Genomic DNA, 21,558 nt, shown 5'->3' on the forward strand with positions numbered 1-21,558 from the left:
GGTACTAAGCGCAGGACTACCAAGAACGGTAACGGCCGCGTCAGCCGTGTTCATGAGGGTCGGCTGACGACCAAATGTAGTCCTGATTCAGCGAACGCAAAAAGGCTAAGATCGGCCACCTCGCAAACGTCTGGCTGTAGTCCTATTGCTTGCGTTGCTCCTCCGGAAGCCAGCGGAATTATCAGGCAGACACCACGGTGCCTCGCGCGAATTTCGGGCTCGGGGATTCCACGGACCAGATCAAGAATGAAAAAGGGTCCGTCAACTAGTTCCGCGGTCTGATCGAAGGACACGGTGCGATACCATTTTTGATCAAGCGCCTGCCCCCGCGCCACCGCGATACCCTTATCCAGATGCAGTTCCCTCGGACGACCGTAATCGTACAACCGATAGGTAATGTCGCTATTTTGCTGAATCTCGATCAAGCTGACGCCTGCTCCGATGGCGTGCACTGTGCCAGCGGGGATATAGAAGAAATCACCGACCTTCACCGGGTACCATTCCATCAGGTCCTCGATGCTGCCATCGAGCGCGGCTGCACGCATCGCCTCTGCATCTATCGGCCGCTTGAAACCGATACCCAGCGTGGCACCCGGTTCAGCATCGATCACCAGCCAGCATTCCTCTTTGCCGCGGCCACTTTCGCCCAGTTCCTTGGCTTGTTCGTCGCTCGGATGGACCTGAACCGAGAGCTTTTCGCTGGTAAAGATGTACTTGACCAGAATGTCGGGCATTTCAGGCGGTGGCTCGAACCACACTTCACCGATGCGCTTGCCTTCCGGCGCGACGAACGGGGGCGGAAGCGTGTCCACACCCCAGGGCTTTTCGACCATTCGCTTGGTCAGAAGTGTCACTGATTGGCTGCTCCTGACAACTTGCCGACGGTCTGCGCCCCTTCCGGCGTGCATACCAGAACCTCGTTCCCATCGACTACCACGATCAGGTTCGAGGCGCCGACCACAGAAACACGGGGACCGTCACTCATCACCATGACGTTTGAACAGTCGACCAGTTCCGCAGGACCGTTCACCGCGTTGCCGGAATCATCGCATTCCAGCGCCTCGTGCAGCGCCTGCCAATTGCCGATGTCGGACCATGCCATGACCGCAGGGACCATCGCGGCGCGCTCGGTGTTTTCCATCACCGCATAGTCGACCGATACGCTTGGCACGGTATTGAACACCTGTGCATCGGGATGAAAGCGCATGTCATCCCAATGACCCTGTTCAACGGCCAGGCGCACCGCATCGAAAATATCGGGCCGGTAGCGGCCTAGTTCTTCGAGGAACGTGCCGACGCGGAAGGCGAATATACCGCCGTTCCAGGCATATTCCCCACTGGCGAGAAATTCCATGGCGCGGGCAAGGTCGGGCTTCTCGACGAAGCGCCCCACCCGGCGTCCACCGGTTCCGGAAATGGCTTCACCCTGTTTGAGATAGCCGAACCCCGTTTCAGGTGCAGTGGGCGAGATCCCGAACGACACCAGCCAGCCATCTGCGGCGAGAGCTGCTGCCTCAGTCGCGGCCGCCTGAAACGCGGCGACATCGCCGATATGATGATCGCTCGGGCAGACCAGCATGACGTCGTCCGGGTCCAGCACCAATGCAGCCAGAGCGATCGCGGCAGCGGTGTTGCGGCCCGCCGGTTCGACGATGATCCGGGTGCGGTCTCGGTCGGGTAATTGCGCCTCGACGTGCGCCAGATGCGCCTCGCCCGTCACGATCACCGGGTCGCCGAAGCCCGCGCTCGGCTCGCAGCGCAGAACCGTCGCCGTAAACAGCGTCGTGTCGCCGATCAGCGGCAGGAACGGCTTGGGCATCTGCTTGCGCGACCGAGGCCACAGCCGCGTTCCGCTGCCACCACAAAGAACGACGGGGACTGTCTGCCTCATTTGCCACCTTATTGCGTGTTCGAGAGAGGTAGGAATGGCCTGGAAGGCTCCTACTAGAACCTTGTCATTTCCGCCAGAAGATCGGAAACCGATGTAGATGCGAAACCCACCGCGCTGTCGGATATGCCGTAGGGGATAAGCAACTGCTCGCCGATCAGCAGAGCCCCGCACGTATACACCACGTTGGGGACATAGCCGAAGCGGTCGGCATCGATCGCGGTCAGGATCGGCTTCGACGAGCGGGCGATGACCTTCGACGGGTCGTCGCGGTCGAGCAGCGCGCAGCCCAGCGCGTACTTGCGCATCGCGCCGACGCCGTGGGTGAACAGCAGCCAGCCATGTTCGGTCAGGATCGGACTACCACAATTGCCGATCTGCACGAATTCCCAAGGGAATTCCGGCTCCATCAGCAGGACGCCGTCATCGTCCCAGCAATCCAGGCGATCCGACCGCAGCAGGAACAGGTTCTTGCCGTCCTGCCGCCCGACCATGCAGTATTGGCCGGCAACCTTTTCGGGGAACAGCGCCATGCCCTTGTTCCGCCCGGCCCGCCCCTCGATCGGCTCGAGGATGAAATGACGAAAATCGCGCGTACGCAGCAGTTCCGAGCGAATCGAAGCCCCCGAATAGGCGGTATAAGTGCCGACCCATTCGAAATCGCCCCCCCCGTGGTCGAAGCGAACCAGCCGGAGATCTTCCAGCCCGCCCATCTGCTGTTCGGTGATCGGAAAGATCACGCTATTCGACAGGCTGCTCTCGGTGTGGCGATGAACGCCGACAGCGCCATCTTCGCGCGTTGCAGAGAAGCGGTCATCGGCCTGCATCGCCGTGGCGAAGTGGCTTTGCGGCCACAGCTCGAAATCACCTTGGGGTGTGGCGATCCCCTCGCGAAACACGATCGAGCTGATATGCCCCTCGCCCACCGCGCGCAGGCTCATGACGAAGCGCACCGCGCCGCCGCTTATGCCCGACTGGTCGGGATGAGGCACGATGCTCGGATTCATCAGCGCTGCTGCCGCATAAGTGTATTCGTGGCAGAAGTACGCGCCGATCAGTCGCTTGCGCTTTTCGGACAACCCCGACCCATCGAGCTCGAGCATCTGCTCGATATCGTCGTAGCGCTCCTGAAACAGCTGCTCGGTCTGCCAGTGCCGCTCCTCGAAGTCGTGAAGTACGCGCGCGTACTCCTCGTCCGCGTCGTCGTTGCTCAACGATACGACATCGGCGACGAGCTTCGCAGCCCGGGCGTTCGTGCCTCCCGGACCCTGCCAACCTAGATGAAACGGACGGAGCACGACCCGTGACGGGTCGGCATGAAGTTTTTGCTCAAGCACCCGCAAGCTGTTGCGCACCCTTGTTACTGATCCGTTCGGGCACAGCCTCTCCGACCGCCCGATTGGCCGCTGTGTGCCCTTTATCGGTGCGATTGGCCAGTCCGCACATCGCATAATGCGCAAGTTGAAAGGCAAGAATCGATTCCGCACCGCAGTTCATGTTTACACCCTGCGGTGTGACTCCATCGCGACAGCGCCCGCTCGACAAATCCGCCAGGACTTCACCACGATCGTTTCCACCAAGGAACCAGCGATAGGCGACCTCGGCATGGCGCAACCAGGTCTGGTCGCCGGTTGCGGCAAAGGCCGCCGCAGACGCGTCGATCGCGGCCCAGGCTTCGACAGGCTGCTGGTCGAACGGCAGGCTTTCATAGCGCAGACCGAAGGTTTCCGATCCCACCGGGCGGAAGTGGCCCTGCGCCGAAAGCTGCTGGTGCGCAATGAAGCGCAGGCTTGAAAGCCCGCTCTCGAGCCAGTCATCGCGACCGAGCAAGGCACCCGCCTCGATCAGCGCCTGCGACAGACGCGGATTGTCATAACCGAGCACGGCTTCGAACCATGCCCAGTCCGGTCGGCGCGATTCGGACAGCAGGCGGTCGAGCAACGCCGCACCGCGCGCGAGGCTGGCACGTGCCACAGCGTGCTCGGGATTGATTCGCAGCATCTCGGCACAGCCCAGCATCACGAATGCCACTGTTCGCGGCGATTCCAGCTCGGTTACCGGGGGCAAGGCGATCTCGAACCATTGAGCCGCCCATTCGCGCAATCCATTATCTGGTGCACGGCGCATGAAATGCGCCAGCGCCCAGACGGTACGACCGTTGCTGTCGTCCGAGCCGACATCCTCGCACCACGTCCGGTTGAAGTTCATGAAATTGCGGAAGACCTGCTCGTCCGGATTCCACGCATGCTGGATGAACGACGCGTAGATCATCGACCAATGCTGGCGGTCGGCCAGCGGCACGGTATCGGCCACGCCCATCAGCATGAGCGCGCGCACATTGTCATCGAGGCAATAGCCATGACGACGGTCGGGCACGATACCGATCGAATGCTGGTACATGCCGGTCGAATCGCTCATCGCCGCCACGCCCGCAAAGCCCGGGGTGGCCAACAAAGGCACCGCGCGCGCCGGCTGCACGATCACGCTTTCCACCAGATCGCGCGCGGCCCCTGCAAAACAAGGCCAGATCGTCTCCCGGCCCTTTTCCCATGCGCGCAACTTCACCGCGCGCAGCTCGTCCGGGTTGTCGAGCAGGCTGTTTACCGCACGGGCGATCACATCGGCCTGACGGGGCTCGACGAGCACACCAACGCCATCAGCCAGCAATTCGCGCGCATGTACGTAGGGCGTCGAGACGACGGCCTTGCCCAGCGCCACGGCATAGCTCAGCGTGCCCGAGGTCGACTGCTGCATGTTGGGGTAGGGCGTGAGATAGATGTCGCACGCTTCAAGCTGGTCGAGCAGCTCGTCAGTTTCGAGGAAGCGGTTGTCCCACTGGATGTTGTTGCCCACGCCAAGCTGGTCTGCGAGCGCCATCAGGCCGTCGCGATAGGCTTCACCCTCGCTGGCAACCAGGTTCGGATGCGTGGCACCGACGATGCGGTAGACCACGTCGGGGTGTCGCTCTACAATCGCGGGGAGTGCCGAGATCACGGTCTCAAGGCCCTTGCCCGGCCCAAGCAGGCCGAACGTCATCATCACACGGCGGCCAGCAAGCCCGAACGTGGCCTTATGCAGTTCTTCGCGCCCGAACGGACGGTCGGGCGCACCGTGCGCGATCACCGTGATACGATCGTCGGAGACGCCGTACAGCTTTTGCAGAAGCTCCATCGAGTGGCGCGACATGACCATCACCCGCGACGCATGGCGAAGCAGATGCTCGAGAACCTCGCGCTGGCGGCGCGACGGGTCTGCAAGCACGGTATGCAGGGTCACGATCAGGGGTGCAGCGACACGATCGACAAGTTCAAGCACCATATCGCCGGCTTCGCCGCCGAAGATGCCATATTCGTGCTGGAGCCAGACCGCATCCACAGCATCTTCATTGATCCGGCGCGCGGCCAAGCGGTAGTCATCGACGCGATCGGCACGGATTACGCCACGCACGCCCTCATACGGAAGCGATGCATTGGGGTCGTCCATTACGTGCAGATCGACCGCGATATCATCGTGATGCGCAGCGAGTTGATCGAGGATATCGGTCGTGAACGTTGCAATCCCGCACTTGCGCGGACGGAACCCACCGATCAGCGCAATCCGCGGACGTTTGGCGACGACATGCCCGGGTTGGGCCTGACGGACGAACGACAGGACCGAGCCGGGGACCGTTTCTGATCGCTGATCATTGTTTCTGAATGGCATGGCGCTGTTTTCCGAATGAGCCGGGTTCCGGCATGGTGCGGAACGTTGACCGTTGATGAATGAACGCACATCAGGTCATCCGGTTGCATCGCAACGCAGCAAAAATGTAACCGACACCGTGCCACTCACCTCAAAGTGGCCTCAGTTCATCGGTTTACAAGAGATGCAATTTTGTCGCACCGTTGTGCGGTGCAACATATGTTATAGCATCACGGGGCGAACCAGCGCTGTTCCCAGCCGTATGTCGCCTCGATCGGCCGCCCATCCGCATCGGTTGCGGGTCGGAAGCGGAAGCGCTCGGTGGCGAGCTTGCACGTAACGGCGTCCGCTTCGGGCACGCCGCTCGCCCGCCAGATCTTGCAAGACGCGACGCGGCCATCGGTTCCAACCGTAAGCAGAATGACCACGCGCTTGCCGATGCGGTCCTGCTGGGTGCGCGCCGGATAGTCCCTGGTCGAACGAATATCGCCCGCGATCTTCTCGGCCTTGCGCGCCTGCCCTCCACCTGAACCGTTGCCACTCGCGCCGCTGCCAGTCCCGATACCCTCTCCGCCCCCGCCCGTGCCCTGCCCCTGCGCCGCCGCGCCCGAGCGAACATCATCGCCGGTCGACGAAACGGGGGGCGCAGGCACCGGTTTTGCAGGCACCCGCGCTTTGGCGATCACAGGCTTTGCCACGGCCTTGCGGCCCTCAGCCCCCGACGCGCCGGCGGGATCTGGCTTGGTCGGCTCCGGCGCAGGCTTGGGCGGATCGAGCGGTACGTCGAAGGTGCGCGTCGTGAACGCGGGCTCGGCCTTGCCCAGGATCGGCGGAACCCCGCCAAATCCATGAATGACAATCCACAGCACGCCAAGGTGGAACGACACGGCCAGCACCATGGCCAGTACACGTTCGCGCCCTGCTGCAGCCGGACGATCGGCATAGCGTGGGGGGGAAGGCGAATCGCCTGGTTTCATCGGCAATCAAACCTGTCCGTCATACCGTGGGGCACACCTGTCGCTGAAAAACGCGATAAACCGACTTTTGCGTAGGACGAGCCCGTAGTCCAGCCTGCGTTAATCATGTAGGCTCGACTGAGCGGCACCGCGAACCCCGCCGATCCTCGGCGTGCGCAGGCTGCGCGAAGGATATGTAATGCGAGTCCTGCTTGTCGAGGACGAACCGCTGCTGGCGATGCTGCTCGAAGAAAGCCTCGTCGATCTCGGCCACGAGCCGGTCGGTGCCGTCGCGACCGTATCGCAGGCGATGGCACTGCTGGACTCGGAAACCGTCGATTGTGCGCTGCTCGACTTCTCGCTGGGGGGCAATGACAACTCGGTCGCGGTCGCACAACGCCTACGCCAGGCAGGTGTGCCGTTCTGCTACCTGAGCGGTCACAGTTCGCTCGACACCGGATCAGGTGCGCCCGACGCACCGATGATGACCAAGCCTGTTTCGATCGTGCACCTCGAGGCGGCGCTCGATCAGATGGAGAGCAAGACAGGTGCGAATCTCAGGATTCCAGCAGACTGTCCGGCCGGGCAAGGCTCATCAGCCTGAGGCGGTGTGCGCGGGCCTGATCGACGGCTAAAGTCGATGCTGCCGAAATCGTGACCAGCAGCGGGCACCCGGCGATCACCGCCTTTTGCACGAGCTCGAAGCTGCAGCGGGCTGTCAGCAGGATGAAGTTATCGGCTATGGCATGACCGGCGCGTGCAGCAGCGCCGAGCAATTTATCGAGCGCATTGTGCCGTCCCACGTCCTCGCGGACTAGCCGGATCGACCCATCTGCGGCACACAACGCGGCGGCATGCGCAGCGCGGGTCTCTCGGCCCAGCACCTGCAGATCACCCAGCGCATCGACCGCGCGGAAAATCGCGGCAGGGTCCACATCCAGTTCCGCGCTGACCGGCGCAAGCGGGCGCATCACCTGCTCGAGGCTCTCGATCCCGCAAAGCCCGCAGCTACCCTCGGACAAGCGCAGTCGTGCGCGTTCGAGCAAGGGCGCTGCGCCTGACGCTGCCAGCTGGATACGCAGCATCCACCCACCCGCATCGACCGCCGCCGCATCGGCCGAGACGAACTCGGCTGGCGAAGCGATCAGTTGTTCGGAAAGACAGAAGCCGAGCGCGTAATCCTCCAGATCGGTTGGCGTCGCCATCATCACCGCATAGCCGACGCCATTGATCTCAAGCGCGATCGGCGCTTCCTCTGCCAGCGCGCGTGCGATCCCGCGCGGTGCCGAACCATCGGCGAAATGCTCGGTGAACGCGAAGTCGCGCGCGCCCTCAACCGGCATCGGAGCCATGCACCGCCGGGTCGGTCGCCCGCGTCTGCGGCGCGGGGATACGGCCATCAGCCAAGCGCGCCATCGCAGCAGTGGCGATCGGGTCCAACCCGGCGCTGCCGTGTGCGATCAGGGTGTTGACCATCACCGGGGTCCAGAAGCTGACGATATGGTCGGCGACCGACTTCTCAGGATGATCGTCCAGCGCCATGTTACGCGCGATCTGGTTGGCCATATAGGCAAGCTTGTCGACCGTCAGCGCGCTCATTCGGCCGGTTCCATTGCGGTTCCGGCGATCCGGCGCGACCGAACGGCCTGCGCCTCATAGTCCTCCTGCCAGTCGGTCGGACCATTCGAAGGCGTGATCTGCACCGCAGTCACCTTGTACTCAGGACAGTTGGTCGCCCAGTCAGAGTAGTCGGTGGTCACCACATTTGCCTGGGTCGCGGGGTGGTGGAACGTGGTGTAGACCACGCCGGGCGCAACGCGCTCCGTCACCGTCACGCGCAACGTCGTCTCGCCCGAACGGCTGGCGAGCTTGACCCAGTCACCGGTCTTCACACCACGGTTCTCGGCATCGGTCGGGTGCATCTCGAGCAGATCCTCGGGATGCCACACTGTGTTGGCGGTGCGCCGCGTCTGCGCGCCGACGTTGTACTGGCTGAGGATACGTCCGGTGGTCAACAGCAGTGGGAAACGCGGGCCGGTGCGCTCGTCGGTCGGCACGTAGTCGGTCACCACGAACTTGCCTCGCCCACGCACGAACCCGTTCATGTGCATGATCGGGCTGCCATCGGGTGCAGCTTCATTGACCGGCCACTGCAGCGAACCCTCGGCATCGAGCCGCTTGTAGGTCACGCCCGCGAAGGTCGGGGTCAGCCGCGCGACTTCGTCCATGATTTCGGACGGATGTGTGTAGTTCCAGTCGAGCCCAATGGCGCGCGCCAGTTCCTGCGTGACCTGCCAGTCCTCATACCCGTTGAGCGGCTCCATCACCTTGCGCACCGGCTGGATGCGGCGTTCGGCGTTGGTGAAGGTGCCGTTCTTCTCAAGGAAGGTCGAACCCGGCAGGAAGACATGCGCGTAGTTGGCGGTCTCGTTCAAAAACAGGTCGTGGACGATCACGCATTCCATTGCGGCAAGGCCAGCCGCGACATGCTTGGTGTCCGGGTCCGACTGAAGAATGTCCTCGCCCTGGATGTAGATCGCCTTGAAGGTCCCGTCGGTCGCGGCATCGAGCATGTTGGGGATGCGCAGGCCCGGTTCGGGATCGATGGCCACGCCCCATTCCGCCTCAAACAGCGCGCGCGTCGCAGCGTCCGAAACGTGGCGATAGCCGGACAGTTCGTGCGGGAACGAGCCCATGTCGCAAGCGCCCTGCACGTTGTTCTGCCCGCGCAACGGGTTCACGCCCACGCCGCGACGCCCGATGTTGCCGGTCGCCATCGCAAGGTTGGCGATGGCCATCACGGTGGAGGAACCCTGGCTATGCTCGGTGACGCCGAGGCCATAGTAGATCGCGCCATTGCCGCCGGTCGCGTAAAGTCGCGCCGCCTTGCGGATGGCGTCGGCATCGACACCGATGACGGGCGCAAGGAATTCGGGGCTGTTGCGCTCTTGCCCGACAAATTCGGCCCAGTGCTGGTATTCGTCCCAGTCGCAGCGCTCGCGGATGAACGCCTCATCCGCCAACTCCTCGGTCACAATCACATGTGCCAGCGCGGTCAGGACGGCGACATTGGTGCCGGGACGCAACGGCAGATGGACGTCCGCCTCGATATGGGGCGAGCGCACCAGATCGGTCCGGCGCGGATCGATCACGATCAGCTTTGCGCCCTGACGCAGGCGGCGTTTCATGCGGCTGGCGAAGACCGGGTGCCCATCGGTCGGATTCGCGCCGATCACCAGGATCACGTCGCTCTCCTCGACACTGTCGAAGTCCTGCGTGCCAGCCGATGTCCCGAACGTCGTCTTCAGACCGTAGCCGGTCGGTGAGTGGCACACGCGCGCACAAGTATCGACATTGTTGGTGCCGAAACCCGCCCGGATCAGCTTCTGGACGAGGAAGGTTTCCTCGTTGGTGCAACGGCTCGAGGTGATCCCGCCCAGCGCGTTGCGGCCGTAAGTGTCGCGGATGCGGTTGATCTGGGTGGCGGCGTAGGTAAGCGCCTCTTCCCACGTAACTTCGCGCCACGGCAGGTCGATGCTCTCGCGGATCATCGGCGAAAGGATGCGCTCCTGATGCTGGGCATAGCCCCAGGCGAAGCGGCCCTTGACGCAGGAATGCCCACGATTGGCCTTGCCGTCCTTCCACGGCACCATCCGCACCACCTGCTCCCCGCGCATTTCCGCACGGAAGGTGCAGCCGACGCCACAGTAGGCGCACGTTGTAACGACGGCGCGCTCGGGCTTGCCGATCTCCTTGACCGCCTTTTCCTGCAAGGTCGCGGTCGGGCACGCCTGCACGCAGGCTCCGCACGATACGCATTCGGACGACAGAAAGCTGTCGGAGGTCAACCCCGCCGAGACCTTCGAGCCGAACCCGCGCCCGTCGATGGTCAGCGCGAACGTGCCCTGCACCTCGTCACACGCCCGCACGCAGCGCGAGCAGACGATGCATTTGCTCGGGTCGAAATCGAAGTAGGGGTTCGAACTGTCGATCCCTTGCGCAAGATGGTTCTCGCCCTCGTACCCGAACCGAACATCGCGCAGACCGACCGCCGCAGCCTGATCCTGCAACTCGCAATCGTTGTTGGCACTGCAGGTCAGGCAGTCGAGCGGATGGTCCGAAATGTACAGCTCCATCACCCCCTTGCGCAGCTTCTGCAACCGCGGCGTCTGGGTGTGGACTTTCATCCCCGGCATGACCGGGGTGGTGCACGATGCGGGCGTACCGCGCATCCCGTCGATCTCGACCAGGCACAGGCGGCACGATCCGAACTGCTTGAGATTGTCGGTGGCGCAGAGCTTGGGGATCGACCCGCCGGTCAACGCAGCAGCGCGCATCACGGTGGTGCCAGCAGGAACCGTGACCTCGCGCCCGTCGATCGAACAGGTCACTGCGGTGTCGCTGGTGACAGCCGGGGTGCCGAAATCGGCCTGACGTTCATAGCCCATGGGATTGCTCCTCGACGGCACTTAGGTCCGCCGGCGTGTTGATATTGGCAGGTTTGCGGTTGAATTGCACGGCGCGCGCGCCGATGGCTTGCGCGAATGCGATCATCGAATGGCGGCCCTCACCTTCGAGTATCGCATCGACGGTCACCGACGCGGCAGCAGGCCAAAGGCCGATCACCGGCTGGTCCGCGCAATAGGCAGGTGCTGCGCCGAGCTGCCGCCGCAGATCATCGCCGAGGCCGACGCTGTCGACCGAGCAGGTCAGCACCGCCTCATAACCTGCATCGCGCGCGTGGTGCAGCGCCGCCGCGATTCCGCCGAGCGGCCCCATACCCGGGCGCGGCCAGTCGGGCAGTGCCGGCGCAGGGGCAGTCTCGCGCCCAACCACCACGACCGCATCGCACAGGCCCTCGAGCGTTTCGACCGCGCGCGATAGCAAGGTGCGGCCACCAAGCTCGGCGAGCGCCTTGTCGCTGCCGAAGCGGGTGGATTGGCCACCTGCGAGGACTGCGCCGAGGATCATTGCGACTGGCTCGACTGTGGTGCGCGTGCTTCGACAAGCTCAGCATGAGCGGAGTTGGTTGAGTTTCCAGGCACCAAGACCCGCCCATCCCGAGCCTGTCGAAGGATAACGCGCAACCTCACGCCCCGAAGTCCTCCGGCCAATGCCGCAAGGCCGACAGCACCGGATAAGGCGTGAACCCGCCCAGCGCGCAAAGCGAGCCGAATTTCATCGTCTCGCACAGGTCTTCGAGCAGCGTGATTTCATCGCCCAAGGACCGCTCCACCTTCCGCGCGTTATGCATCTGCGGCAGCGCTTCGACCTTGTCCGGCGCGCGGCCCGCGCGGGCACGGATGCGGTCGATCAGCTCCACCCCGCGCGTCGATCCGATCCGGCACGGCGTGCACTTGCCGCACGATTCGACCGCACAGAAATTCATTGCGAACCGCGCCTGCGCGCTCATGTCGGCCGTGTCGTCGAACACCGTCAGACCGGCGTGCCCGATCAACCCGTCGTTGGCAGCAAAAGCCTCATAGTCGAACGGCAGATGGAACTCGGCAGGGGGGTGATAGGCTCCGAGCGGCCCACCCACCTGCACCGCGCGCACCGGACGGCCCGACGCGGTGCCGCCACCGATGGTCATCACCAGTTCGCCCAGCGTCACGCCGAAGCCGACCTCGAACAATCCGCCATGCTTGACGTTGCCCGCCAACTGGATCGGCATCGTCCCGCGTGACCGGCCAAGCCCGACCGCTGCATAAGCCTGAGCGCCATTGGCCATGATCCACGGTACGGCGGCCAGCGTCAGCACGTTGTTGACCACAGTAGGCTTGCCGAACAAGCCTTCCAAGGCAGGTAACGGCGGCTTTGCCCGCACTTCGCCGCGCTTGCCCTCAAGGCTGTTCAGCAGCGATGTTTCCTCGCCGCAAACATAGGCACCTGCACCTGTGCGCACTTCGATCACGAAGGGGGCAACGATATGCGCGCTGGCACGCACAGCCGCTTCCATCTTGGCGATGGCATGCGGATATTCGCTGCGAATGTAGACATAGCCCATGTGCGCCCCGACCGCGAGCGCGGCGATCGCCATGCCCTCGATCAGCATGAAGGGATCGCCTTCCATCACCATGCGGTCGGCAAAAGTCGCGCTGTCACCCTCATCGGCGTTGCAGACGATATACTTGTGGTCGGCCACGGCGCCCGCCACGGTGTTCCACTTTATCCCCGCCGGGAACCCTGCCCCGCCACGCCCGCGCAGGCCGGACTCGGTAACTCGAGCGATCGTCGCCGCCGCGCCGATCTCGCGCGCCTTGGCAAGCCCGAGCCAGCCGCCATGTTCGGCGTAATCGTCCAGGCTCAGCGGCCGCGTCTTGCCCGCGCGAGCGAAGGTGAAGCGCTGTTGCTTGGCAATGAACGGATGATCCTCGATCCGTCCGATGGACTTATCCGAGTCCCCCGCCAAAACGGCGGCAACATCCGCGGCATTGAGCGGGCCGAAACCTTCGCCATCGATCTCGGCCAGCGGTTCAAGCCAGTGCATGCCCCAACTGGAAACGCGCTCAACCGTGCACCCCGCCTTGGCGAAGGCATCGGCAACTTCGTCCGCACCACAGGCAATCGCCAGCGCGTCGTCGCTGATCCGCACGAGTGTCATGCCAGCGCCTCCACCAGCGCGCCAAGCCGCGCCGCATCGAGCCGCGCGTAGACCTTGTCACCGATCATCGCGTTAGGCCCCACGCTGCACAGGCCGAGGCAGTAGATCGCCTCCACCTTGACGCGCGGATTGTCGGGCAGACCGGCAGCCAGAGCCTCGACCCCGCGCGACTGGCACGCTTCGGCTCGGCACAGCTTGAGCACGGGGCGAGCGTCCGCCGCTTCATGGAAATCGTGATAGAAGCTGACCACGCCATGCACTTCGGCGCGACTGAGGTTCAGCGCCAGGGCAACAGCGCGGATCGCCTCTTCGGAAACGTAGCCATATTCCGCCTGCACATCGTGCAGGATCGGCAGCAGCGGCCCTTCGCGACCAGCATGCGCCGCGACGATCTCTTGTAGTCTTTCCATCATCGCACCTGCTTCCTGCAAAGACGGCCAAGGTCAAATCGAAAGTGCCGAACTTTGATAGAGCTTTCCTATCAGCGTTCGGCCAATTCACGCGCGACGGCCATCGCGGCACCGGCCAGCGGCCCCAGTGGCGACCGGTTCATCACCACTAGCCCGATCCTGCGCCCGTCCGCGTCGCCATCCAGCGGCATGAACCGCGCCCATTCCAGCCCTGCCAGCAACGGCGCGTAAGTATCAGGCACGATCGTGCAGAACCCGGCAGAGCGCACCATCTCGAACAAAGTCACATAGCTGTCAGCCACTGCACGCGGCGCGATGGCGAGCCCCTTGGCCTTGATCCGCGCGTCGAGAATACGCCGGAACTGCATGCCCTGATGCAGCAGGCACAGCGGCTGCGCCACCGCCTCGTGCCAGTCGATATCGGACCGCTGTTCGAACCCCGCCCCGGCACGCGCCACGAAGAGGTACCGTTCGGAATGCAACGCCACCGAAAGTACGTTTCCGGGCGGTTCATGATCGAGGTACGTCAATCCCGCGTCGCATTCGAAAGCGTTGAGCGCGCGCTCGATCTCGCGCGATGTCGCGGACCTGACCGATAGCGTCAGCGCCGGAAACTGCCCGAGCAGCGCCTCCCCGAAAGCACCCACCAAGGGCAGCGCTGCGGGGATGGCCATCAATCCGAACTCGCCGCTGATCGGTGCGGCACTGGCAGCAACCGAGCTGGTCATGCTGCTGATCGCGCCGAGGATTTGCTCCGCCCATGGCAGCATCGCCTCACCATGGCTCGTCAGCCCGATGAACCGGCGGTCGCGCTCCACCAGCCTGCGGCCCACTTCCTGCTCCAGTGCGGACAGGCCAGCAGACAGCGTCGGTTGCGAAACGCCGCACTCAGACGCGGCCTGCGCGAAGTGGCGCAACCGGGCGATCGTTACGAAATAGCGGAGTTGGCGAAAGTGCATTGTCGGACGCTGCCTGATAGAGTGGGGCTATCAATGCGTCCGTGCCAAATCTGTCAACCACACGCGTGACCGCAGCAGTCAAACTTCGATGGCAAATTCACACATTGCAACTTTGCTAATTCACTGGCGCATGCTGCACGAATTTGCGCTAAAGGCCGCGCCAGATAGTGATCACAAGGACGCCCGCCGTGCAGGACACCATGCTTCAGGAGCGAGATTCAACGATTGCGGCCAATCCCGCCGCGCGCTCCGACTGGACACGCGAGCAGATCGCCGCGCTGTTCGACCTGCCGTTTACCGAACTGGTGTTCCGCGCCGCCGAGGTCCACCGCGCGCACCATCGCGCTGGCGAAATTCAGCTGTGCACGCTGCTTTCGATCAAGACCGGCGGCTGCCCTGAGGATTGCGGCTACTGCTCGCAATCGGTCAAGGCCGATAGCGGCATCGAGGCGACCAAGCTGATGGAAGTCCAGGCCGTGCTGCAGTCCGCCGCGCAGGCCAAGGACAACGGATCGAAGCGGTTTTGCATGGGCGCTGCGTGGCGCAACCCCAAGGAGCGCGACATGCCCGCCGTCATCGCGATGGTAAAGGGCGTGCGCGAGATGGGGCTTGAAACCTGCATGACGCTGGGCATGCTGACGCCGGGACAGGCCAAGCAACTGGCCGACGCGGGCCTCGACTACTACAACCACAACATCGACACCTCGCCGGAACGGTACGAGGAAGTCATCACCACCCGCACCTTTGCCGACCGGTTGAACACGCTCGACAACGTGCGCGCCGCCGGGATCAACGTCTGTTCGGGCGGTATCGTCGGCATGGGTGAAACGCGCGCCGACCGCGTCGGCTTCGTCCACGCGCTGGCGACGATGGAACAGCATCCCGAAAGCGTGCCGGTCAACGCGCTGGTTCCGGTCAAGGGCACCGTGCTCGGCAACATGCTGGCCGACACCCCGCTCGCCAAGATCGACGATATCGAGTTCGTGCGCACCGTCGCAGTCGCGCGGATCACCATGCCGCTGTCGATGGTCCGCCTGTCGGCAGGGCGCGAGAGCATGAGCGAGGCGACCCAATCGCTGTGCTTCATGGCCGGTGCCAACTCGATCTTCACCGGCGACAAGCTGCTGACTGCCGCCAACGCAGGCGACGATGCCGACTCCGCGATGTTCGCCCGCCTTGGCCTCAAGCCGATGGAAGGGGAGGAACCCTTGCGCGCGATGAAGGCGGTCGGAGGGTGCTCGGGGGGCTGCGCGGCCTGATGGCTGAGGCTTCGACCATGTCCGGGACATCGCTCTGGTCGGCGCATACCGCCGATCTTGCGGCATTGGGCGAAAGGGCACGCCTACGCTCGTTGTCGGCGCGCAAGGGCATCGACTTTGCCTCGAACGACTATCTCGGTATGTCTTCCTCCCCGCGCCTGGCCCGCGCAGTGCAGGATGCGATCGGACGTGGGGTTCCGCTCGGCTCGGGCGGATCGCGGCTGTTGCGCGGCAACGATCCCGAACACGAACTGCTCGAAGAGGAAGCCGCGCGTTTCTTCGGGAGTGAATCCGCGCTGTTCTTCTCGGCAGGCTACGCCGCCAACGTCGCGCTCCTTTCGACCTTGCCGCAGCGCGGTGACCTGATCGTTTATGACGAACTGGTCCACGCCTCGATGCACGAAGGCCTGCGCCTGACCCGCGCTACTTCGGTCAGCGCGGCGCACAACGATCCGCAAAGCTTCAACGATGCGGCACGTGAATGGCGTGCCAAGGGCAACAAGGGTCGCATATGGCTGGCCTTCGAAACGCTCTATTCGATGGACGGTGACATCGCTCCCGTCGCCGAGATGGCCGCCGTCGCAGAGCGACACCACGCAATCATGCTGATCGACGAAGCCCACGCAACCGGCGTTTTCGGACGCGACGGGCGCGGCCTTGCCTGCGATCTCGACGGGCGACCCGATACGATCGTTCTGCGCACTTGCGGCAAGGCGCTCGGCTGCGAAGGCGCGCTGGTGCTCGGCCCGAAGATCGTTCGCGATTTCCTCGTCAATCGCGGTCGCCCGTTCATCTTCTCGACCGCGCCCTCACCGCTTGTCGCCGCCGCCGTGCGCAAGGCCATTTGCATGCTGGCTGACGAACCCGACCGGCGTGATGCCCTGCACGATCTGGTCGCCCATGCCGAAGTGGTACTCGGTCGCCATGGCGCCATTGCCACCGGATCGCAGATCCTGCCGCTGATCCTGCACGAGGACGCCCGCACCATGGCCGTCGCTTCCGCCCTTCAGGCCAAAGGCTTCGACGTGCGCGGCATCCGCCCGCCCACGGTCCCACAAGGCACGAGCCGCTTGCGCATCTCGCTTACCCTCAACGCCACGCGCGCCGATGTCGATGCCCTGGCCGACGCCTTGGGCCACGCCCTGAGATGAGCGCATTCGTCGTCACCGGCACCGATACCGGCGTCGGCAAGACGGTGTTCGCCGCCGCCCTGACCGGAGCCTTGCGCGCGCATTACTGGAAGCCGGTGCAGGCAGGCCTCGATGACGGCGGGGACCGCGACCATGTGGCGCAACTGTCCGGCGTCGATCCGGCGCAAGTGCTGCCCGAAGCGTACCGCTTCACCACGCCCTGCTCGCCCCATCGCGCGGCCGAACTGGACGGCGTAACGGTCGATCTCGCCCGGCTTGCCTTGCCCGAAGCTCGCCCGCTGATCGTCGAAGGCGCAGGCGGCGCGCTGGTGCCGGTTACGCGCCAGACGACGTACGCGGATGTGTTCGCATGGTGGAACCTGCCGGTGATCGTCGTCGCGCGCACCGCTCTCGGCACGATCAACCATTCGCTGCTGACGTTCGAAGCCCTGCGCGCGCGCGGGATCACCATCCATGGCGTGGCATTTGTCGGCGATGCCAATGAGGACTCCGAAGCGACGATCTGCTCGATGGGCGGTATCAAGCGCCTGGGCCGCCTGCCGCACCTCGAACGCCTCACTTCGCAGAGTCTTGCCGTCGCGTTCGCACAGAACTTCCGGATCACAGACTTCACCTGATCAGAACCGTGCAGTCTGATCCTTGATCGGCTCCATCACCACGAAGGTCGAGGTGTTCGCAACGTGCGGAAGCGTGGAGATCTTCTCGCCCAGCACCGTGCGAAACCTGCGGATATCGGCAGTGCGCACTTTCATCAGGTAGTCGAAATTGCCCGCGATCATGTGGCATTCCTCGATCTCGGGGATAGCCATGACGCCGCGATTGAACTCGGCCAGCGCCTGTTCGCGCGTGTCGGACAGCTTCACTTCGGTGAATGCGATATGGTCGAGCCCGAGCAGCGCCATGTCGAGCACTGCACGAAAGCCCTTGATCACCCCGTCGTCGACCAGGCGCTTGAGCCGCACCTGACAAGGTGTCTTGGACAGCCCGACTTTCTCTGCAAGTTCGGTCACCGACATCCTTCCATCGCGCGAAAGAAGTTCGATGATCTTGCGATCGAATTGGTCTAATTGCCTGTCCGGTATAGCCATACGCATACCATGCGCTTCAAAGATCCGTAAATAAAGACCTATTGCCTACGTTATGCGGATATCTGAGGCAGAAGTACACGCGGTATAGTTGTATACCTTATCCATGACCCTTCCTCCCCCTTTCTCCGCCTTTGCCCCCCCACTCGCCGCCGCGTCGGAGCTGCGTGGCGCGATCACCGCCGCGACGCGCCGCCCCGAGCGCGAATGCGTCAAAGCGCTCCTCCCCGAGGCGACCCTTCCCACCCCGGTTCGCGCCTCAGCCAAGGCGCTTGCCCGCAAGCTCGTCGAGGCCATGCGCGCCAAGCCGCGCGGCAGCGGCGTCGAGCAGCTCGTGCAGGAATACGCGCTGTCGACGCAGGAGGGCGTGGCGCTGATGTGCCTGGCCGAGGCGCTGTTGCGCATTCCTGACAACGACACCCGCGATGCGCTGATCCGCGACAAGATCTCGGGCGGCGACTGGCTGGCGCATGTCGGCGGGGATCGCTCGCTGTTCGTCAACGCCGCGACCTGGGGTCTGGTCGTCACCGGCAAGCTGACCGCGAGCGTCGATGACAGCGGCCTTGGCAACGCTCTCACCCGTCTGATCGCGCGGGCCGGAGAGCCGGTGATCCGGCGCGGCGTCGATCTGGCCATGCGCATGATGGGCGAGCAGTTCGTGACCGGCGAGACGATCGCGGAAGCGTTGAAGCGCGCGCGACCGCTGGAAGAGCGCGGCTTCCGCTACAGCTACGACATGCTCGGCGAAGCGGCGATGACCGCTGCGGATGCCGCGCGCTATTTCGCCGACTACGAGACCGCGATCCACGCGATCGGCAAGGCGTCTGCGAGGCGGGGCATCGTCGAAGGCCCCGGCATCTCGATCAAGCTTTCAGCGCTGCATCCGCGCTACGTCCGTGCGCAGCAGGCCCGCGTGATGGGAGAACTGCTGCCGCGTGTGAAGGCACTGGCCCTGCTTGCCATGCGTTACGACATCGGCCTCAACATCGATGCCGAGGAAGCCGACCGCCTCGAAGTGTCGCTCGACCTGCTCGAAGCGCTGGCGATGGATCACGAATTGGCGGGCTGGCACGGCCTTGGTTTCGTCGTGCAAGCCTATGGCAAGCGCTGCCCGATGGTGATCGACTGGATCGTTGACCTCGCCCGCCGCTCGGGCCGCCGGATCATGGTGCGTCTGGTCAAGGGCGCCTATTGGGACGCCGAGATCAAGCGCGCGCAGGTCGACGGCCAGTCGGGCTTTCCGGTCTATACGCGCAAAGCCCACACCGACCTCGCCTACATCGCCTGTGCCCGCCGCCTGCTTGCCGCGCGCGACGCGGTGTTCCCGCAGTTCGCCACGCACAATGCACAGACGCTGGCGACGATTTACCGCATGGCCGGTCCGGATTTCACGCCGGGTGCCTACGAATTCCAGTGCCTCCACGGCATGGGCGAAGCGCTCTATGAAGAGGTCGTCGGCCTGGATAAGCTCGACCGCCCCTGCCGTATCTATGCCCCGGTCGGAACACACGAGACGCTGCTCGCCTACCTTGTCCGCCGCCTGCTCGAAAATGGTGCGAACTCGTCGTTCGTCAACCGCATCGCCAATCCCGACGTCGCGATCGAGGACATCATCGCCGATCCGGTGGCCGAAGTCGCCGCATCGGCAGATCCCGGCTCCCCGCACCCGATGATCGCGCTGCCACAGGCGCTCTACCAAGACCGCCGCAATAGCGCCGGTATGGACCTTGCCGACGAGGCCACGCTCGCTTTCCTGAGCGAGCGCTTAAGCGCCGATGCCGCGCTCGTCCGCCACGCGGCGCCCGGGTCCGACCTTGCCGCTGCCAAGCCGCAGGTGGTGTGCAACCCGGCCGATCATCGCGACGTGGTCGGCACGGTCGCGCAAGCCCTGCCCGAGACCGCTGCCGAGGCGATGCGCATTGCCGCAGCCTCGCGCTGGAGCACTTTCCCCGTCGCAGCCCGCGCGGTCATCCTCGAACGCGCTGCCGATGCGATGCAGGTCGCCATGCCCGAACTGATCGCGCTGTGCGTGCGCGAAGCGGGCAAGTCCGTGCCCAACGCGATTGCCGAAGTGCGCGAGGCGATCGACTTCCTGCGTTATTATGCAGGCCAGGGCACGCAAGTGCTGGCGGGGTCTCGCCCGCTCGGCCCGGCGCTGTGCATCAGCCCGTGGAACTTCCCGCTGGCAATCTTTACGGGCCAGGTCGCCGCCGCGCTTATGGCGGGCAATCCCGTCGTGGCCAAGCCCGCCGAGGAAACGCCGCTGATCGCTTGCGAAGCGGTCAAGCTGCTCCATGCTGCCGGTGTTCCGCATGATGCGCTGATATTGGTGCCCGGTGATGGCGCGGTCGGCGCGGCACTGGTCGAAGCACCCGAAACCGCCGCCGTGCTGTTCACCGGGTCGACCGAAGTCGGTCGCCTGATCCAGCGCCAGCTTGCCACGCGCCTCTCACCCCAAGGCCGCCCGATCCCGCTGATCGCCGAGACCGGCGGCCAGAACGCGATGATCGTCGATAGCTCTGCGCTGGCCGAACAGGTCGTCGCGGACGTCATCGCCTCAGCTTTCGACAGCGCGGGCCAGCGCTGTTCGGCCTTGCGCGTGCTGTGCCTGCAGGAGGACATCGCCGACCGCGTATTGACCATGCTGCGCGGTGCATTGGTGGAACTCAGCGTCGGCCCGACCGATCGCCTGTCTGCCGACATCGGCCCGGTAATCACTGCCGAAGCGCGCGAAGCGATCGAGGCGCACATCGACCGTCTCGCCAAGGCAGGCTGTCCGGTCGAGCGCCTCGATCTCGGCCCGGACACCGCGCATGGCACTTTCGTCGCGCCGACGATCATCGAACTGTCCGATCCAGACCTGCTGACGCGCGAGGTATTCGGCCCGGTGCTTCACGTGATCCATTTCGCCCGCGCCGATCTCGACGCGCTGGTCGATCGCATCAACGGCTGGGGCTACGGCCTGACCTTCGGCCTGCACACCCGGCTCGACGCGACCGTCGCGCGTGTCACGGCGCGGGCCAATGCGGGCAACATCTACGTCAATCGCAACGTGATCGGCGCGGTCGTCGGGGTCCAGCCATTCGGCGGGCATGGCCTGTCGGGCACCGGCCCCAAGGCGGGCGGGCCGCTCTACTTGCGTCGCCTCGTCGCGACGGCGCCCGCAGCACCAGCCGTCGCGCTGGGTGAGCGCGAACTGGTGGGTCCGGTGGGTGAGCGCAACATCCACGCGCTACGCCCGGTCGGCCGCGTGCTGATTGCCGCCCAGGACGCCGAGCGTCTGAAGGCGCTTGCAGTTCGAGTGCAAAAGTTTGGCGGCACACCAGTCGCCGCCAATCCCGGCTGGCAAGCCACAGGCACGTTTGCCCGCGCGCTGGTCGATGGCGACGCGCCGTTCACGCTCGCGATCCAGCGCGCGGTCGCGGCGCTCGATGGCCCGATCGTGCCCGTGCTGTGCCCCGCAGACGATGACTCGATGCTGGTCAGCGAGGTGTCGCTCTCGATCAACACCACCGCTGCGGGCGGCAATGCCAGCTTGATGGCGCTGGCGTAAGATCTGCGCGAG

The 21,558-nt window shown here is 64.4% G+C and carries 18 protein-coding genes; 5 read left to right on the forward strand and 13 right to left on the reverse strand.

All coding sequences use genetic code 11. The annotated features are described in order from the left end of the window. Nucleotides 1–50: 50 nt before the first annotated feature. The 5 genes from GGQ88_RS03330 to GGQ88_RS03350 form a co-directional block, all read right to left on the reverse strand. Entirely contained in the window at nucleotides 51–854 is an 804-nt protein-coding gene (locus tag GGQ88_RS03330; protein ID WP_183611669.1) for a cupin domain-containing protein, read from the reverse strand. Further along, nucleotides 851–1,891 carry a mannose-1-phosphate guanylyltransferase gene (locus GGQ88_RS03335; RefSeq protein WP_183611670.1) on the reverse strand — a complete coding sequence of 347 codons (1,041 nt, stop codon included), beginning with the start codon at nucleotides 1,889–1,891 and terminating at the stop codon, nucleotides 851–853. The genes GGQ88_RS03330 and GGQ88_RS03335 overlap by 4 nt, the downstream gene beginning before the upstream one ends. A 53-nt stretch (nucleotides 1,892–1,944) precedes the next feature. Beyond that, nucleotides 1,945–3,231, reverse strand: a complete 1,287-nt coding sequence (locus tag GGQ88_RS03340) for a glycoside hydrolase family 130 protein (RefSeq protein WP_183611950.1) — start codon at nucleotides 3,229–3,231, stop codon at nucleotides 1,945–1,947. Continuing rightward, on the reverse strand, nucleotides 3,218–5,590 hold the full coding sequence (locus GGQ88_RS03345; protein WP_183611671.1) for a glycosyltransferase family 4 protein: 2,373 nt from the start codon (nucleotides 5,588–5,590) through the stop codon (nucleotides 3,218–3,220). Before GGQ88_RS03345 ends, GGQ88_RS03340 begins: the two co-directional genes overlap by 14 nt. A gap of 209 nt (nucleotides 5,591–5,799) precedes the next feature. Then, nucleotides 5,800–6,546 (reverse strand): TonB family protein, encoded by a 747-nt coding sequence (locus GGQ88_RS03350; protein WP_246385413.1) that lies wholly within the window; start codon nucleotides 6,544–6,546, stop codon nucleotides 5,800–5,802. Nucleotides 6,547–6,724: 178 nt separating this feature from the next. On the opposite strand from GGQ88_RS03350, the gene GGQ88_RS03355 reads away from it, so the two are divergent. Then, nucleotides 6,725–7,129, forward strand: coding sequence for a response regulator (locus tag GGQ88_RS03355; protein ID WP_183611672.1), 405 nt, complete (start codon nucleotides 6,725–6,727; stop codon nucleotides 7,127–7,129). Here the strand turns inward: GGQ88_RS03355 and fdhD are convergent. From fdhD to GGQ88_RS03390, 7 genes are all read right to left on the reverse strand, one after another. After that, on the reverse strand, nucleotides 7,083–7,877 hold the full coding sequence (gene fdhD, locus GGQ88_RS03360; protein ID WP_183611673.1) for a formate dehydrogenase accessory sulfurtransferase FdhD: 795 nt from the start codon (nucleotides 7,875–7,877) through the stop codon (nucleotides 7,083–7,085). The two genes, GGQ88_RS03355 and fdhD, sit on opposite strands and share 47 nt — an antisense overlap. Further along, nucleotides 7,858–8,124, reverse strand: a complete 267-nt coding sequence (locus GGQ88_RS03365) for a formate dehydrogenase subunit delta (protein ID WP_183611674.1) — start codon at nucleotides 8,122–8,124, stop codon at nucleotides 7,858–7,860. The genes fdhD and GGQ88_RS03365 overlap by 20 nt, the downstream gene beginning before the upstream one ends. Then, the gene (gene fdhF, locus GGQ88_RS03370) at nucleotides 8,121–10,973 is read right to left on the reverse strand and encodes a formate dehydrogenase subunit alpha (protein ID WP_183611675.1); all 2,853 of its coding nucleotides are present in this window, start codon (nucleotides 10,971–10,973) and stop codon (nucleotides 8,121–8,123) included. Before fdhF ends, GGQ88_RS03365 begins: the two co-directional genes overlap by 4 nt. Next, nucleotides 10,963–11,496 carry a molybdenum cofactor guanylyltransferase gene (locus GGQ88_RS03375; RefSeq protein WP_183611676.1) on the reverse strand — a complete coding sequence of 178 codons (534 nt, stop codon included), beginning with the start codon at nucleotides 11,494–11,496 and terminating at the stop codon, nucleotides 10,963–10,965. Before GGQ88_RS03375 ends, fdhF begins: the two co-directional genes overlap by 11 nt. A gap of 118 nt (nucleotides 11,497–11,614) precedes the next feature. Then, nucleotides 11,615–13,129: an NADH-ubiquinone oxidoreductase-F iron-sulfur binding region domain-containing protein gene (locus GGQ88_RS03380; protein ID WP_183611677.1), complete on the reverse strand. Its 1,515-nt coding sequence runs from the start codon at nucleotides 13,127–13,129 to the stop codon at nucleotides 11,615–11,617. Further along, complete coding sequence (locus tag GGQ88_RS03385; protein WP_246385414.1) at nucleotides 13,126–13,542, reverse strand: NAD(P)H-dependent oxidoreductase subunit E; 417 nt, start codon at nucleotides 13,540–13,542, stop codon at nucleotides 13,126–13,128. The genes GGQ88_RS03380 and GGQ88_RS03385 overlap by 4 nt, the downstream gene beginning before the upstream one ends. A 68-nt stretch (nucleotides 13,543–13,610) precedes the next feature. Next, nucleotides 13,611–14,498, reverse strand: a complete 888-nt coding sequence (locus GGQ88_RS03390) for a LysR family transcriptional regulator (protein ID WP_183611679.1) — start codon at nucleotides 14,496–14,498, stop codon at nucleotides 13,611–13,613. A 200-nt stretch (nucleotides 14,499–14,698) separates the two neighbouring features. Between GGQ88_RS03390 and bioB the strand changes: the two genes are divergently transcribed. Genes bioB through bioD form a run of 3 tightly spaced genes read left to right on the forward strand, consistent with a single transcriptional unit; the run spans nucleotide 14,699 to nucleotide 17,525 of the window. Next, nucleotides 14,699–15,757: a biotin synthase BioB gene (gene bioB / locus GGQ88_RS03395; protein ID WP_183611952.1), complete on the forward strand. Its 1,059-nt coding sequence runs from the start codon at nucleotides 14,699–14,701 to the stop codon at nucleotides 15,755–15,757. Continuing rightward, complete coding sequence (locus GGQ88_RS03400; protein ID WP_183611680.1) at nucleotides 15,757–16,908, forward strand: 8-amino-7-oxononanoate synthase; 1,152 nt, start codon at nucleotides 15,757–15,759, stop codon at nucleotides 16,906–16,908. The genes bioB and GGQ88_RS03400 overlap by 1 nt, the downstream gene beginning before the upstream one ends. Next, on the forward strand, nucleotides 16,905–17,525 hold the full coding sequence (gene bioD / locus GGQ88_RS03405; RefSeq protein WP_183611681.1) for a dethiobiotin synthase: 621 nt from the start codon (nucleotides 16,905–16,907) through the stop codon (nucleotides 17,523–17,525). The genes GGQ88_RS03400 and bioD overlap by 4 nt, the downstream gene beginning before the upstream one ends. On the opposite strand, the gene GGQ88_RS03410 is transcribed toward bioD, so the two are convergent. Continuing rightward, nucleotides 17,526–17,996 carry an Lrp/AsnC family transcriptional regulator gene (locus GGQ88_RS03410; RefSeq protein ID WP_183611682.1) on the reverse strand — a complete coding sequence of 157 codons (471 nt, stop codon included), beginning with the start codon at nucleotides 17,994–17,996 and terminating at the stop codon, nucleotides 17,526–17,528. Nucleotides 17,997–18,099: 103 nt separating this feature from the next. Here GGQ88_RS03410 and putA point away from each other — a divergent pair, with 103 nt between their 5' ends. Next, nucleotides 18,100–21,546, forward strand: coding sequence for a bifunctional proline dehydrogenase/L-glutamate gamma-semialdehyde dehydrogenase PutA (gene putA / locus GGQ88_RS03415; protein WP_183611683.1), 3,447 nt, complete (start codon nucleotides 18,100–18,102; stop codon nucleotides 21,544–21,546). Nucleotides 21,547–21,558: the final 12 nt, after the last annotated feature.

This window comes from Novosphingobium hassiacum, from assembly GCF_014196055.1.
GTDB lineage: Bacteria > Pseudomonadota > Alphaproteobacteria > Sphingomonadales > Sphingomonadaceae > Novosphingobium > Novosphingobium hassiacum.

What these genes read in the sequence shown, in the direction of transcription:
- GGQ88_RS03375 (WP_183611676.1), bottom strand. Translation starts at nt 11,496, where the DNA reads ATGATCCTCGGCGCAGTCCTCGCAGGTGGCCAATCCACCCGCTTCGGC.
- putA (WP_183611683.1), top strand. Translation starts at nt 18,100, where the DNA reads ATGACCCTTCCTCCCCCTTTCTCCGCCTTTGCCCCCCCACTCGCCGCC.
- GGQ88_RS03345 (WP_183611671.1), bottom strand. Translation starts at nt 5,590, where the DNA reads ATGCCATTCAGAAACAATGATCAGCGATCAGAAACGGTCCCCGGCTCG.
- GGQ88_RS03390 (WP_183611679.1), bottom strand. Translation starts at nt 14,498, where the DNA reads ATGCACTTTCGCCAACTCCGCTATTTCGTAACGATCGCCCGGTTGCGC.
- fdhF (WP_183611675.1), bottom strand. Translation starts at nt 10,973, where the DNA reads ATGGGCTATGAACGTCAGGCCGATTTCGGCACCCCGGCTGTCACCAGC.
- GGQ88_RS03350 (WP_246385413.1), bottom strand. Translation starts at nt 6,546, where the DNA reads ATGAAACCAGGCGATTCGCCTTCCCCCCCACGCTATGCCGATCGTCCG.
- GGQ88_RS03380 (WP_183611677.1), bottom strand. Translation starts at nt 13,129, where the DNA reads ATGACACTCGTGCGGATCAGCGACGACGCGCTGGCGATTGCCTGTGGT.
- GGQ88_RS03365 (WP_183611674.1), bottom strand. Translation starts at nt 8,124, where the DNA reads ATGAGCGCGCTGACGGTCGACAAGCTTGCCTATATGGCCAACCAGATC.
- fdhD (WP_183611673.1), bottom strand. Translation starts at nt 7,877, where the DNA reads ATGGCTCCGATGCCGGTTGAGGGCGCGCGCGACTTCGCGTTCACCGAG.
- GGQ88_RS03400 (WP_183611680.1), top strand. Translation starts at nt 15,757, where the DNA reads ATGGCTGAGGCTTCGACCATGTCCGGGACATCGCTCTGGTCGGCGCAT.
- GGQ88_RS03410 (WP_183611682.1), bottom strand. Translation starts at nt 17,996, where the DNA reads ATGGCTATACCGGACAGGCAATTAGACCAATTCGATCGCAAGATCATC.
- GGQ88_RS03355 (WP_183611672.1), top strand. Translation starts at nt 6,725, where the DNA reads ATGCGAGTCCTGCTTGTCGAGGACGAACCGCTGCTGGCGATGCTGCTC.
- bioB (WP_183611952.1), top strand. Translation starts at nt 14,699, where the DNA reads ATGCTTCAGGAGCGAGATTCAACGATTGCGGCCAATCCCGCCGCGCGC.
- bioD (WP_183611681.1), top strand. Translation starts at nt 16,905, where the DNA reads ATGAGCGCATTCGTCGTCACCGGCACCGATACCGGCGTCGGCAAGACG.
- GGQ88_RS03335 (WP_183611670.1), bottom strand. Translation starts at nt 1,891, where the DNA reads ATGAGGCAGACAGTCCCCGTCGTTCTTTGTGGTGGCAGCGGAACGCGG.
- GGQ88_RS03385 (WP_246385414.1), bottom strand. Translation starts at nt 13,542, where the DNA reads ATGATGGAAAGACTACAAGAGATCGTCGCGGCGCATGCTGGTCGCGAA.